The organism is Prevotella sp. lc2012, assembly GCF_900107065.1.
GTDB lineage: Bacteria > Bacteroidota > Bacteroidia > Bacteroidales > Bacteroidaceae > Prevotella.
In genome coordinates, this window is record NZ_FNUF01000001.1 from 666,805 (window position 1) to 680,977 (window position 14,173).

The 14,173-nt window shown below is 49.1% G+C and carries 10 protein-coding genes; 7 read left to right on the forward strand and 3 right to left on the reverse strand.

Going from position 1 to position 14,173, the window contains the following annotated elements; genetic code table 11:
* Positions 1-2: 2 nt before the first annotated feature.
* Positions 3-2,669, reverse strand: a complete 2,667-nt coding sequence (locus BLU99_RS02970) for a 4-alpha-glucanotransferase (protein ID WP_091899663.1) — start codon at positions 2,667-2,669, stop codon at positions 3-5.
* Positions 2,670-2,772: 103 nt separating this feature from the next.
* Between BLU99_RS02970 and mltG the strand changes: the two genes are divergently transcribed.
* The 7 genes from mltG (at position 2,773) to BLU99_RS03005 (ending at position 11,154) form a co-directional block, all read left to right on the forward strand.
* The gene (gene mltG / locus BLU99_RS02975; protein WP_091899664.1) at positions 2,773-3,798 is read left to right on the forward strand and encodes an endolytic transglycosylase MltG; all 1,026 of its coding nucleotides are present in this window, start codon (positions 2,773-2,775) and stop codon (positions 3,796-3,798) included.
* 87 nt (positions 3,799-3,885) lie between these two features.
* Complete coding sequence (locus tag BLU99_RS02980) at positions 3,886-5,664, forward strand: glutamine--tRNA ligase/YqeY domain fusion protein (protein ID WP_091899939.1); 1,779 nt, start codon at positions 3,886-3,888, stop codon at positions 5,662-5,664.
* A complete protein-coding gene (locus BLU99_RS02985) occupies positions 5,665-7,092 on the forward strand; it encodes a tetratricopeptide repeat protein (protein ID WP_091899665.1) in 1,428 nt (475 codons plus the stop codon). It abuts the gene before it with no gap.
* Positions 7,089-7,727: a DedA family protein gene (locus tag BLU99_RS02990; protein ID WP_091899666.1), complete on the forward strand. Its 639-nt coding sequence runs from the start codon at positions 7,089-7,091 to the stop codon at positions 7,725-7,727. Before BLU99_RS02985 ends, BLU99_RS02990 begins: the two co-directional genes overlap by 4 nt.
* An 80-nt stretch (positions 7,728-7,807) precedes the next feature.
* Entirely contained in the window at positions 7,808-8,875 is a 1,068-nt protein-coding gene (locus tag BLU99_RS02995) for a mannose-1-phosphate guanylyltransferase (protein ID WP_091899667.1), read from the forward strand.
* A gap of 9 nt (positions 8,876-8,884) precedes the next feature.
* On the forward strand, positions 8,885-9,970 hold the full coding sequence (gene gmd, locus BLU99_RS03000; RefSeq protein WP_091899668.1) for a GDP-mannose 4,6-dehydratase: 1,086 nt from the start codon (positions 8,885-8,887) through the stop codon (positions 9,968-9,970).
* Entirely contained in the window at positions 9,967-11,154 is a 1,188-nt protein-coding gene (locus BLU99_RS03005) for a GDP-L-fucose synthase family protein (protein ID WP_091899669.1), read from the forward strand. The genes gmd and BLU99_RS03005 overlap by 4 nt, the downstream gene beginning before the upstream one ends.
* A gap of 105 nt (positions 11,155-11,259) precedes the next feature.
* Here BLU99_RS03005 and xylA read toward each other — a convergent pair whose 3' ends face one another.
* On the reverse strand, positions 11,260-12,582 hold the full coding sequence (gene xylA / locus BLU99_RS03010) for a xylose isomerase (RefSeq protein WP_091899670.1): 1,323 nt from the start codon (positions 12,580-12,582) through the stop codon (positions 11,260-11,262).
* Between the two features lie 32 nt (positions 12,583-12,614).
* The gene (locus tag BLU99_RS03015; protein WP_091899671.1) at positions 12,615-14,108 is read right to left on the reverse strand and encodes a xylulokinase; all 1,494 of its coding nucleotides are present in this window, start codon (positions 14,106-14,108) and stop codon (positions 12,615-12,617) included.
* Positions 14,109-14,173 lie beyond the last annotated feature (65 nt).

The following is a 14,173-nucleotide window of genomic DNA, read 5'->3' on the forward strand; positions in this document are numbered from 1 at the left end:
GTTCATCGTTTACTTCGTGTGATCATGGTCTGCACCTTATTATTATATTTCGACGCTTCGAGAAGCTCTTCAATGGTCAGATGCATCCTATACATCCAACGATGATGTGTATCTCCCGGAATATTAACACGTTCCTCGCGTGGATTCTTCGAGCGGAGCTCACCATCCATGGCTAACCAGTCTTGAAGGGAAAGGACGCAGAGCATCGACGGACAATAGAGGTGCCGCGCGATGATCTCCTCTGCCAGATGAGCTGGCAGATGTTCCGGCGCCCGCCCTTGTTTCTGGAGCATCGTCACATAGTAGCGCTGTGTACGCTCCGGGCTCTCCTCCCACCACAACCTCAACGGTGACATGTCGTGCGTAGCGATGGCGGCAACAGAACGATAGGGATTTGCACCGAGATGGGCGAACTCGAAACTGTTCTGCTTGGGCATCGACTGAATCTCTAAGCTCAGCATACGGAGCTGGTCAAGCACATGACCAACCCCATCCGGCAACATACCCAGATCTTCGGCACAACACAGCATTCTGGTTTCTCCGATGATTCCTTGTAGGCGACGGATGGCCATTGATGCCCAGAAGTCATGATGACGCTGATAATAATAGTTATTATACAGTCGCATATATGCATCTTTTTCCTCAGCCGTAAGTGCGTCGAACACCGGCTCATGGTAAGCACCGATACGGGGATGGTACATCTCTGGCTGACGGGGGTCCTCCAGAAACAACACACCACTGACAAGACGATATAATCCGTCACGGATCCATAGGCTGTTCTCATCAACCTTCCCCTCGAAATAAGCTCGAACCTTCTTCTGGGTATCGTATGCTGACTTCAGATCATACATTCCATATGGACGGGACGCCAGGAAATGCTCACGAACATAAGGAGCATGCATGCCGAACAGACGGTCAAGGACTTGGTCGTTGATGAACGGACGGGTGAAGAGGTCCTTACGGAAGGGAAGACCGAAATACTCAATCTCTCCTACGGTCATCGGGAGCGCCGGAGAGAAATGCCCCATCTGTCCAAACACAGCATCCTCAGGAATCTCCCAGATGCGGAAGAAGCCCAGCACATGATCTATGCGGACGGCATCGAAATACTGCGCCATCCAACGGAGGCGACGACGGAACCACGTCGTCAGGACCTTCTGATCCCATCTATATGTCGGGAAGCACCAGGTTTGCCCGTTCTGAGAGAAGGCATCCGGTGGAGCCCCCATCTGACAGTCAAGGTTGAAGAACTCCGGATGGAGAGATGTCTCTACACTTTCGTGATTGACCCCGATAGGAAGATCCCCCTTGATAAAGATACCCTTCGAACGAGCTTCATCTGCAGCAGTCTTCAGTTGCAGATGTAGATGGTATTGCACATAATATACAAACAACGTATCATCATCATGAGCGGAACGGCGGTTCAACCACAGGGCATACGGCTCCAGCCACTCCCTGTTCTCCTCAAGCCACCGCTTAAACTCCTTGGACTCTATGGTTGCCTTCCCTTTCTCATCATAGATCTCACGAATGTACGCCCCTTTGACCCGTTCCACCGCCTCGTAATCGCTGTAGGGAAGAGCATTCAACTCCTGCCGCTGTCGATAATACATGGTCATCCGGCTCTTCTTTCTCAGGCTGCCTAAGGCTTCCAAGTCCATGTACTGAGGATGAAGGGCGAATGCAGAAATGATGCGATAAGGATTGGAGTCGCTCCAAGTATGCGACAAGGATGTATCGTTCACAGGCAAAAGCTGAATCAATTTCATGCCTGTTGCCGCCGCCCAACTGACCATCCTGCGCAGATCACCGAAATCACCGACCCCATAGGAATGGGTGCTACGTAATGAGAACAGAGGAACAGCAACCCCTGCGGCACGCCATGTCTGTTCCTTGAGACGTAAGGTCTCGCCATAGACCACCAGCACAGCCCCGTCGCGTATCTGAGCCTGTGACATTGGCACCTCCTCATAGGGCGCTGAAGCAAGTCCCATAAGAAAGGTCTCATCAATCACACGGTTATCTCCCTCTTCCCATGCCAATAGTCCATGTGTATGGTCATCCACCACAACATATTTATACGCCAGAGGAAAAGGGATGGCATCGGCATCAACTGACAACAGCCAGTCATAGCCACCAGCATACGCCATCTTCAGATAACGTGCCGTATTCCAACAGCCAAGAGCGGGATGATCACCAATCACAGCCAGCGACTGTCCTTTACTCAACTGAGGCGCGGAGACACGGAACAGAAGTGTCTTTCGGTATAATGGTACTCGTAAGGTCTTAACCTCATCATCTAGTGGAAGACCTGCCGTCGTACGATAGGCATTGCTATATAGATGATTTTGCAATGGGATATCCCTCCATTGGTCTGCCAACACATAATTCTTTGACGAATCGAAATGGTAGCATCGCGGCACCATCGTCCATTCTTTGCGGAGAACAGTGCCTTCGGCATCCTCCACTTGATAATAATAGACAAACGAATCGATCGGATGCTGTCGTGACTCAAGAGCTGAGGTCTCCAACTCCCACTGCCATCCGTCAGTGGTCGTCATAGCCAGTCTACTGGATTTCTCCGTGCCATCGAGACTCCTATAAGTGACTATCACATAGAGGCTCTCTCCCCACTGCGTTCCATATCTAATGGCAAACTTCAGCTTCATATCTTGTATATTTAGGAGCAAAGATATAAAAAAGTTAGGATATTAAGTGATGAGTTAAGAGTTTTTTATTAATTTTGCAGACGATTTATCATCGCCAAAAGACATGAATATCATAAAGAAAAAGTATTATCTGATACCTCTCATTATCTGTCTGTTGGGGTTGACAGCCTTAACATTCGTTTTTTTCTTAGGTAGTTTCTCCAAGTCGGATGAGACGGAGTACGTTTTTATCGACGACGACGACGATTTAGACTCCGTGTGCGTCAAGTTGAAACCAATTGGTTCGGAACAGACGATCTCGGCCTTCCGCATACTCTCCAAATACTGGAGATATACCGACCACATCAGAAGCGGGCGCTATGCGATCACACCCGATGAGAGTACAACCACCGTATTCAGACATCTAAAGAACGGGCATCAGAGTCCGGTCAGACTGACGATCCCTGAAAGCAGGACCATGGAGCGCTTGGCCGGTGCCCTCTCCAGAAAGTTGATGCTTGACAGCATGACACTGGTTACTAGCCTGCAAGACTCTGCCTTCTGCGCACATCTGGGCTATGACACAGCTACCATCGCCTGTCTTTTCGTTCCTGACACCTACGAGATCTACTGGAACACCCCACTCGACCTCCTGATGGAAAGACTGCGAAAAGAACATGACCATTTCTGGAACGGGCAACGCGTTGCGAAGGCCACATCCCTTGGACTGACAGAGAACGAGGTCTGCACTTTGGCCAGTATCATCGACGAAGAGACTGCAAACAACGGAGAGAAGCCGATGATAGCGGGTATGTACCTCAACCGCCTGAAAAAGGGAATGCCCTTACAGGCCGATCCGACCGTCAAGTTCGCGCTCAAGGACTTTGCCCTCCGCCGGATCTATCACGACATGTTGAATTACAACAGTCCGTACAACACTTACAAGAATACGGGTCTTCCGCCAGGTCCTATTAAAATTGCATCCGTCGCTGGTATCGATGCTGTTCTGAACAGGGTCGAGCACGACTATCTGTATATGTGCGCCAAGGAAGACTTCTCTGGCACACACAACTTCGCAAGCAACTACCAAGATCATTTGAAGAATGCAGCTAGATATGCGCAAGCACTCAACGACCGCGGCATTAAATAAATCAAGGTGAAGAGGTGATAATTGAGAATTAATTCGTAACTTTGCAGCCGCAAATAATAATATGACGATTATATGGAAGAGAACAATATGAACATACGATCAGTAGCCGAAGGAAAGAATGGCGACACAGAGGAGAAGAAAAGCCTCAGTTTTGTGGAGCAGATGGTGAAAGACGATCTGGCAGAAGGTAAGAATGGCGGAAGACTACAGACGCGATTCCCACCAGAGCCTAACGGATACCTGCACATCGGCCATGCCAAGGCTATTGCCATTGACTTCGGACTCGCCAAGAAATATGGAGGTATCTGCAACCTCCGCTTCGACGATACCAATCCCATCAAAGAAGATACAGAGTATATCGAGAGTATCAAGCATGATATCGAATGGCTGGGATTCAAATGGGCTAATATCTACTATGCCAGCGACTACTTCCAGGAGTTGTGGGACTTTGCCGTGTGGCTCATCAAACAAGGCAGAGCATATGTAGACGAGCAGAGTTCTGAGGTCATCGCCCAGCAGAAAGGTACGACGACCAGTCCTGGCACCAACAGTCCCTATCGCGACCGTTCTGTTGAGGAGAACCTGAAGCTCTTCGAGTATATGAACAGTGGCAAGTGCGAACCAGGAACACTCGTATTGCGAGCCAAGATCGACATGGCCCATCCCAACATGCTGTTCCGCGACCCGCTGATCTATCGTGTTCTGAACATCCCCCACATCAAGACAGGAAACAAGTGGAATGCTTATCCGATGTACGATTTCACGCATGGACAGAGCGACTACCTTGAAGGGGTTACTCACTCATGGTGCACATTGGAGTTTGTGGAGCACCGCCCCCTCTACGATCTGTTTGTCACATGGATGAAGGAATACAAAGGTGAGACAGAGAATATAGAGGATAACCGTCCTCGTCAGACGGAGTTCAACAAGCTGAACCTCAGCTATACACTGATGTCGAAACGTAACCTCCTGGCACTTGTCAACGAAGGACTTGTTGACGGATGGGACGATCCTCGTATGCCGACCATCTGCGGATTCCGCCGTCGTGGCTATAGTCCTGAGAGTATCATCAAGTTCATCGATAAGATCGGATACACCACATACGATGCTCTGAATGAGATGGCTCTCCTGGAGAGTGCTGTCCGCGACGATTTGAACAGTCGGGCCATCCGTGTCAGCGCCGTGCTCGACCCTGTAAAGGTGGTTATCACTAACTATCCAGAAGGACAAGTTGAGCAGCTGACTGCTGTTAACAACCCAGAAAACGAGGCCGATGGCACACACACTGTTGAGTTTAGTCGTGAGATATGGATCGAACGTGACGACTTCATGAAAGAAGCAGAGAAGAAGTTCATGCGTCTGGCTCCGGGTAAGGAGGTTCGTCTGAAGAACGCCTATATCATCAAATGCGACGAAGAGCATCCCTGCGATGAAGACGAGAATGGCCGTATCACCACCATCTACTGCACCTTTGACCCAGAATCGCGTAGCGGACTGCCTGGTTCCAACCGCAAGATCAAGGGTAAGACCCTCCACTGGGTTAGCTGTCAGCATGCTGTTAAGGCTGAGGTGAGACTTTATGAGCGTCTATGGAAAGTTGAGAATCCTCGCGATGAGTTGGCTCGTATCCGTGAAGAGCAGAATTGCGATGCCGTGACAGCCATGAAGCAGATGATCAATCCCGACTCTCTGTCCGTCATAAAGAACTGTTACATAGAGCCCTATGCCGCCGCCATGAAGCCGTTGACATATCTGCAGTTCCAGCGCATTGGATATTTCACGCCAGATACAGACTCCACCCCTGATAAGCCTGTCTTCAACAAGACTGTCGGACTTAAAGACACATGGGCGAAGATCAATAAGTAAATGACAGACGACACAGCATATTTTGAGAGCAAGGAGTTCAAGGATATCCTGAGAAAATACGAAGAATCTGTCGAGTCAGGACATGCTATTTATATGGATGCCGACGACCTGGCAGACATTGCAGACTATTATCAATACCATAATCGTCAGGAAGAGGCCTGTCAGGCTGTAAACCTGGCATTGGAATTCAATCCTGACGCTGTTGGTCCCTTGCTTTTCAAAGGTCGCGAAGCCCTATTCAAAAATGACTTCGACACTGCAAAGACCTATGCTGAACGTATCCTGGCTGCCGATTATCTGGAAGGTTTGTACTTTCAAGGAGAGATGATGATTTGCGAAGGTCACATAGAAGAGGCCGACGAATTCTTTAGGGAGCACCAAAAAGATGTGATGGCCGATGAGCATACAGACTATGCCTATGACGTAGCCAACATCTTCTCCGATTACGATGCATTCGAAAAGGCCTTTGAGTGGATTATGCGCACGAAGGGAGACGGTTCTGATGACTTCAAGGAACTGTTGGCCCATACTCTTTTCGGACTCGGGAAATATAAGGATAGCGAACGTATCTTTAATGAGCTGATTGACCATAACCCCTACTCATCCCGTTATTGGAATGCACTGGCAAATGCGCAATACATGAGTGAGGACTATGGTGCAGCCATCACGAGTAGCGAATATGCTATCGCTATCAATCCTGATGATACGGAAGGGCTGCTCTCCAAGGCAAACAGTTTATACAACTTAGAGAACTACGATATCGCTTTATCGTTTTACAGGAAGTATAGCGACAAGGTCCCTCACGACGAGGCCGGCTATCTGCACCAAGGTATGTGTCTGATCAATCTCGGAAGATACGAAGAGGCCATACAGGCTTTGCTCGAAGGAGAAAAAGCAGCAGGAGACGCTTCTCCCTACCTCTCGGAGATCTATCAGGAACAGGCGTTTGCCCATTGTGAGCTCCACAAGACAGAGGCTGCACTCTATTACATTGATAAGGCCCAGAGCATGCCATGCGATCATGTCAACCTTGAAGTTGCCAGAGGTCATATCCTCTTAGCCGACGAGAGACTGGAAGAGGCAGAAAGAGCTTTCAGAAAGGCACTTCAGCTTTCAAGCAACTCTGAGAGAACCATGCTTCGCATCATTGTATCCTTATTCGATAATGGTTACCTTCACTCATCCTACCATCTGTTTAAAATCTTCCTACAGCATGTCAGTGACGATTGGAATGAGGGATATTCCTACATGGCCATCTGTTGTCTGGAGATGAAAAAGACTGACGAATTCCTTTCGTTCATTAAGATTGCAGCAGAAAAGAACCCTAAAGAGGCGAAACTTGTACTCTCCCCGTATTTCCCACAAGGAATGGCTCCTGAGGAGTATTATGAGTATATGTTGAACAAAATCAAGCAAAACGAAGTATGAACTTCATAACAAATATATTAAACAGTCTCGGCTGGTATCCTACGGTATTCTTTCTTATGCTCTTGGAAAGTACTGTCGTACCTGTACCTTCCGAGTTTGTCGTCACGCCTGCAGCCTACCACGCAGCCAGTGGCTCACTGAATGTTTTCCTAGTCATTCTCTTTGCGACCTTAGGAGCCGATATCGGAGCAAGCATCAATTATTTTGTAGCCTTATATGTGGGGCGCCCCGTCGTTTATCGTTTTGCCAACAGCAAATGGGGAAAGATGTGCCTACTGAACCAAGAGAAGGTCGAACGTAGCGAGAAATATTTTGACGATCACGGTATTGCAGCAACGCTTACAGGCCGTTTTGTGCCTGTTATTCGCCACCTGATATCTATTCCTGCCGGACTCGCTCGTATGAACTATGGGAAGTTTATTCTATTCACGACCATTGGAGCAGGAGGCTGGCATAGTGTGCTTGCTGCATTAGGTTGGTATCTGCATGCCATTGTTCCAGAGGATCAGTTGAACGACAAGATCAATGAATATGCCGAATACATTAAGATTGTCATATTAGCCCTGATCGTTGCAGCAATCGTATACTTCTCGTTCAAGGCATGGGTTAAGAAAAAGCAGGAAAAGCAGGCATAATACGTTGTTTTTTGTTCGTTTCTTCTTTATTTTCATTCTTTTTATCTATATTTGCATATTATTATCAGCAATAATATCATATGGCGAGAACAAACAATCATCTGGTGATCATGGCAGGCGGTGTAGGAAGCCGTTTCTGGCCTATGAGTACGTCAGAGAATCCGAAGCAATTTATTGATGTCCTCGGGATTGGGAAGACATTGCTTCAGTTGACGGTTGAGCGCTTTGGCAATCTGGTCAAGCCAGAGAACATCTGGGTTGTCACAAACCAGAAATACGCATCAATCGTCAGAGAGCAGCTTCCAGAGATGCCAGAGGGTAATATTCTGTGTGAACCCTGTCGCCGAAATACGGCCCCATGTATAGCCTACGTCAGTTGGAAGATTAAGTCGCAGGACCCTAAAGCCAATATTGTTGTTACGCCCAGCGATCATATCGTCACAGATAAGACGGAGTTCCAGCGCGTTATCAAAGAATGCATGGTGTTCACCAGCGAGACAGATGCCATCGTTACCTTAGGCATGAAGCCCAACCGTCCAGAGACTGGATATGGCTATATTCAGGCAGACCTCAGCACGAGTTCTCTACGCAACAAGGAGGTCTTCAGAGTAGACTCCTTCCGTGAGAAGCCCAATCTCCAGACAGCTCAGGAATACATCAAGAAGAATAACTATTTTTGGAACGCAGGAATCTTCATCTGGAATGTCAACACCATTGTTAATGCATTCCGAGTATACCAGCCGTCGATGGCGAAAATCTTCGAGTCTATGCTCCCAGTCTATGGCACGGAAAAGGAACAGGAAGAGATCAACCATCTTTTCCCAGAATGCGAGAACATCTCTGTCGACTATGCCATCATGGAAAAGGCCGAAGAGATCTTCGTCTGTCCTGCCGACTTCGGATGGAGCGACCTTGGCACATGGGGATCACTGCACGAGCAGAGTAAAAAGGACCTCTATGGAAACGCATGTATCGGCCCGCAGATTGATATCGTTGAGAGCCACAACTGCATTATTCACACCACACAAGAGAAGAAGGTCGTCATCCAAGGTCTCGACGGCTATATCGTGGCGGAGAATGACAACACACTCTTGATCTGCAAGCTCTCCGAGGAACAGCGTATCAAACAATTTTCAGGAAACGAATAATTAGATTTTATGGATAAAAAAGTTGCTCTTATTACAGGTATCACAGGACAAGACGGTTCATACCTGGCAGAATTTCTCATCGAAAAAGGTTATGAGGTACACGGTCTTCTGCGCCGCTCGTCCTCTTTTAACACAGGACGTATTGAGCACCTCTACCTCGATGAGTGGGTACGCGACATGAAGAAGAAGCGTCTTGTAAACCTTCATTGGGCAGACATGACTGATTCTTCATCGCTCATCCGTATCATTGGCGAAACGAAACCCTCTGAGATATATAACCTGGCAGCACAGAGTCACGTCAAGGTATCCTTCGACGTACCTGAGTACACTGCCGACACTGATGCCGTTGGTGTGCTCCGCCTGCTTGAGGCTGTCCGCATCTGCGGACTGGAGAAGTCGTGTCGCATCTATCAGGCCTCCACATCCGAGCTATATGGAAAGGTTCAGGAGGTGCCCCAACGCGAGACGACACCGTTCTACCCCCGCTCTCCCTATGCCGTGGCTAAGCTCTACGGTTTCTGGATCATGAAAAACTACCGTGAGTCATACGGCATGTATTGCTGTAATGGTATCCTCTTCAATCATGAGAGTGAGCGTCGTGGCGAGACCTTTGTAACGAGGAAGATCACTCTGGCTGCCGCACGTATCGCCCAGGGCTATCAGGATAAGCTCTATCTCGGCAACCTGAACTCGCTCCGCGACTGGGGATATGCCAAGGATTATATCGAGTGTATGTGGCTCATCCTCCAGCAGCCAGAGCCTGACGATTTCGTCATTGCCACTGGCACCTACCACACCGTCCGCGAGTTTGCAACCCTCGCTTTCAAGGAAGTAGGTATCGAACTGGAATGGAAGGGTGAAGGCATCGACGAGAAAGGATACGACAAAGCCACCGGCAAGGCTTTGGTAGAAGTTGACCCCAAGTATTTCCGTCCTGCAGAGGTTGACCAGTTACTTGGCGATCCGACAAAGGCTAAAGAGAAGTTAGGCTGGAATCCACAGAAGACATCCTTCCACGACCTGGTGAAAATTATGGTACAGCACGACATGAAGTTTGTCAAGAAGTTGTTTATCAAAGCACAGGTAGCAGAATGAGTCTGGATAAGAATAGCAAGATATATGTAGCGGGACACCACGGCCTTGTGGGTTCCGCTATTTGGAATAATCTCCTGCAGCGTGGCTACACCAATCTTGTTGGCCGCAGTCATCAGGAGTTGGACCTGACAGACCAGTTGGCTGTCAGAAAGTTCTTCGATGAGGAGCGTCCTGATGCTGTGGTGCTAGCCGCTGCCTTTGTTGGTGGCATCATGGCCAACTCGCTCTATCGCGCCGACTTCATCATGCAGAACATGAAGATGCAGTGTCATGTCATCTCCGAATCGTATGCCCATGGTGTCAAAAAATTACTCTTCCTTGGTTCAACCTGCATCTATCCGAAGAATGCGCCACAACCCATGAAGGAAGACTGTCTGCTGACATCACCACTGGAGTACACCAACGAGGAATACGCTATCGCGAAGATTGCTGGCCTGAAGATGTGCGAGAGCTACAACCTGCAATATGGCACCAACTATATTGCCGTGATGCCAACCAACCTCTATGGTCCCAACGACAACTTCCATCTAGAGAACAGCCACGTCATGCCAGCTATGATGCGTAAGGTATATCTGGCCAAGCTCATCCATGATGGTGATTGGGAAAAGATTGCGGTCGACCTCGACAAACGCCCTGTTGAAGGTGTCACAGGCAAGGCCACCCACGACGAGATTCTTGAGATTCTGGCCAAATACGGCATCTTCAACAATAAGGTCGTGCTCTGGGGTACTGGTACTCCCCTGCGCGAGTTCCTTTGGAGCGAGGACATGGCAGACGCCAGTGTGCATGTGCTTCTGAATGTGAACTTCTCAGATATCATCGGCATCGAGAAATATAGTAGTGTTCATTATGGTGCATCCACCAATGGTGCCGTCGATCGCAACCATTCAGCAGGCCGTGGCGGAGCGATTCCATCTCTGGGCGAGATCCGCAATTGTCATATCAACGTAGGCACTGGCAAGGAGTTGACCATCCGCCAACTCTCAGAATTGGTGGTTGAGGCCGTTGGCTTTGAGGGAACAGTCGAGTTTGACACATCCAAGCCCGATGGCACCATGCGCAAGCTCATCGACGTCTCAAAACTCCACTCCCTGGGTTGGACACACAAGGTTGAGATAGAGGATGGCGTACGTAGACTCTTCGAATGGTATCAGCAGAGTCTGAACCAAAACCGCCGAAATTGATAACCAAAACCGCCGGATTTGGTTGGCAAAACCGCCGGATTTGGTCAAAAAGAAATGCCTCCTACCAATCGTAGGAGGCATTCTTTTTATAGAGAGTACCGATACTTACTTGGTGTAGAGAGCTACGATGGTCTCGTACTTCTCCTGCTTACCAGAAGTCTGCTTGGGCTCCTCAACCTTCTTACCGTACTCGTAAGCCTGCTCGAGAGTCAGCTTGCCATCCTCGAAGTCCTTACCAATACCGTTGTCGAATGAAGCATAACGCTCCTTCTTCATCTTCGGCAGCTCGCTCTCCTCCAGGATAGCAGCAGCATTCATCAGGGCGCGTGCCATAGCATCCATACCGCTGATGTGAGCGATGAAGAGATCCTCGAGGTCGGTAGAGTTACGACGGATCTTAGCGTCGAAGTTGGTACCGCCATTGCCCAGACCACCATTGCGGATGATCTCCAGCATAGCCTGTGTCAGCTCGAAGTTGTCGATGGGGAACTGGTCAGTATCCCAACCGTTCTGAGCATCACCACGGTTAGCGTCGATAGAACCGAGCATACCGTTGTCGACAGCGCAAGCCAGCTCGTGCTCGAAGGTGTGACCTGCCAGAGTAGCGTGGTTTACCTCGATGTTCACCTTGAAGTCCTTGTCCAGACCATGAGCACGGAGGAAACCGCATACGGTCTCAGTGTCAACATCGTACTGGTGCTTTGAAGGCTCCATGGGCTTCGGCTCAATCAGGAACGTACCCTTGAAGCCCTTAGCGCGAGCGTAGTCGCGAGCCATGGTCAGCATGGTTGCCATGTGCTCCTTCTCACGCTTCTGGTCAGTGTTCAGAAGGCTCATATAACCCTCACGACCGCCCCAGAATACATAGTTGGTACCACCCAACTTGATGGTAGCATCGATAGCGTTCTTGATCTGAACGATGGCGCGAGCCACAACGTCGAAATCAGGGTTGGTAGAAGCACCATTTGCATAGCGCTTGTTGCCAAATACGTTAGCTGTACCCCAGAGGAGCTTGATGTTGGGATATTCCTTCATCTTCACCAGAGCGTAGTCTGTGATCTCCTTCATGCGACGCTCGTACTCAGCGATCGTCTCACCCTCTTCAACGAGGTCAACATCGTGGAAGCAGAAGTATTCGATACCCAGCTTGTCCATGATCTCAAAACCAGCGTCCATCTTATCCTTTGCGCGCTGAACGGCGTCAGCAGCCTTATCCCACTCATAAGAACGAGTCTGACCACCAAACTGGTCAGCAGAAGCGCCACCCAGTGTATGCCACCAAGCCATAGCGAACTTCAGCCAGTCCTTCATCTTCTTTCCCATCACGACCTTCTCAGGCTCGTAATAGTGGAAAGCCATTACATTCTTACTGTCCTTTCCCTCGAAAGGAATTTTACCGGTAAACGGAAAATACTCTTTTGCCATAATTGTTTTTGTTTTTGAAGTTTTAAACTATATTATTACTCTTTGATTCTTTTCAAAGTCTCCTTCCAGGCCGCATATGCGTTCTGATAGTCTTGACGATGCTTCTCGTCTGGCTCGATAACCTGCAGTTTGTCCAGAGTAGCGAAGGCCTCATCACTATTCTTGTAGATGCCAGCGCCTATACCTGCACCCTTGGCAGCACCCACTGAGCCGTCAGTATCGTACAACTCGATTGTTGCGCCACTTACGCCAGCCAGCGTGTCGCGGAAGAGCGGACTGAGGAACATATTGGCCTTACCTGCATGGATCTTCTTGATGTCCATACCCATCTGCTGCATGATCTCCATGCCATAGCAGAATGAGAAGACGATACCCTCCTGGGCTGCACGCACCAGATGAGCCTTATTATGTTTATTGAAGTTCAGGCCGTTAATCGAGCAGCCTGTCTCCTTGTTCTCAAGCACACGCTCGGCACCGTTTCCAAAAGGAATAATGGTGACGCCCTCACTGCCGATGGGCACTGAGGCTGCCAAGTCATTCATCTCAGCGTAGCCGATCTCAGGCGTGATATTACGATGTGTCCATGCATTCAGGATACCTGTTCCGTTGATACAGAGCAGCACACCCAGACGGGTCTGCTCGGCCGTATGGTTCACATGAGCAAAGGTGTTCACACGACTCAGCTTGTCGTAGTTCACGTCGCCCAGCACACCATATACGACACCTGACGTACCTGCTGTAGCAGCGATTTCACCAGGATTCAGCACATTCAGCGAGAGGGCGTTATTGGGCTGGTCACCACCACGATAGGTAATAGGTGTGCCTGCCTTCAGACCCAACTCAGCAGCAGCCTCGGCACTGACAACGCTCTGTTCTGCAAACGTAGGAACGATATCTGCAATCAGAGAACTATCGAAGCCATAGTACTTCATCAGGAAGTCGGCCACCTGATTGTTCTTGAAATCCCAGAACATGCCCTCACTCAGTCCACTGACAGTTGTGTTAGCAACACCACTCAGACGCATGGCGATATAATCACCAGGCAGCATAATCTTATATATCTGGCTATAGAGCTCTGGCTCGTTCTCCTTGACCCAAGCCAACTTGGCGGCTGTGAAGTTGCCAGGAGAGTTCAGCAGGTGTCCCAGACACTGGTCTGCACCCAGATCCTTGAAGGCTTTCTCGCCATAAGGCACAGCTCTGGAGTCGCACCAGATAATGGAAGGACGCAAGGTGTTCAGATTCTTGTCCACACAGACAAGACCATGCATCTGGTAAGAAATACCGATAGCTTTAATCTCATCAGCAGTAACACCTGATTCTGCCATGATCTTCTGAAGGCTCAACTTCGCATTTTCCCACCACATCTGGGGATCCTGCTCGGCCCATCCTGCCTTAACGGCCAGGATCGGCGCCTCCTTCTCAGGATAGAAAGCCGTTGCCACACACTTGCCGCTATCGGCATTAACAAGAGATGCCTTCACTGAAGAGCTACCGACATCAAAACCCAATAGATATCTATTTGCCATAACTATTTTATTACAATTCGATTATATATCTATCTTATAATACGGATTAACTGCAAATTTCCCCA

Coding starts and splice junctions, on each gene's coding strand:
- BLU99_RS02970 (WP_091899663.1), bottom strand. CDS start 2,669: ATGAAGCTGAAGTTTGCCATTAGATATGGAACGCAGTGGGGAGAGAGC.
- mltG (WP_091899664.1), top strand. CDS start 2,773: ATGAATATCATAAAGAAAAAGTATTATCTGATACCTCTCATTATCTGT.
- BLU99_RS02980 (WP_091899939.1), top strand. CDS start 3,886: ATGAACATACGATCAGTAGCCGAAGGAAAGAATGGCGACACAGAGGAG.
- BLU99_RS02985 (WP_091899665.1), top strand. CDS start 5,665: ATGACAGACGACACAGCATATTTTGAGAGCAAGGAGTTCAAGGATATC.
- BLU99_RS02990 (WP_091899666.1), top strand. CDS start 7,089: ATGAACTTCATAACAAATATATTAAACAGTCTCGGCTGGTATCCTACG.
- BLU99_RS02995 (WP_091899667.1), top strand. CDS start 7,808: ATGGCGAGAACAAACAATCATCTGGTGATCATGGCAGGCGGTGTAGGA.
- gmd (WP_091899668.1), top strand. CDS start 8,885: ATGGATAAAAAAGTTGCTCTTATTACAGGTATCACAGGACAAGACGGT.
- BLU99_RS03005 (WP_091899669.1), top strand. CDS start 9,967: ATGAGTCTGGATAAGAATAGCAAGATATATGTAGCGGGACACCACGGC.
- BLU99_RS03015 (WP_091899671.1), bottom strand. CDS start 14,108: ATGGCAAATAGATATCTATTGGGTTTTGATGTCGGTAGCTCTTCAGTG.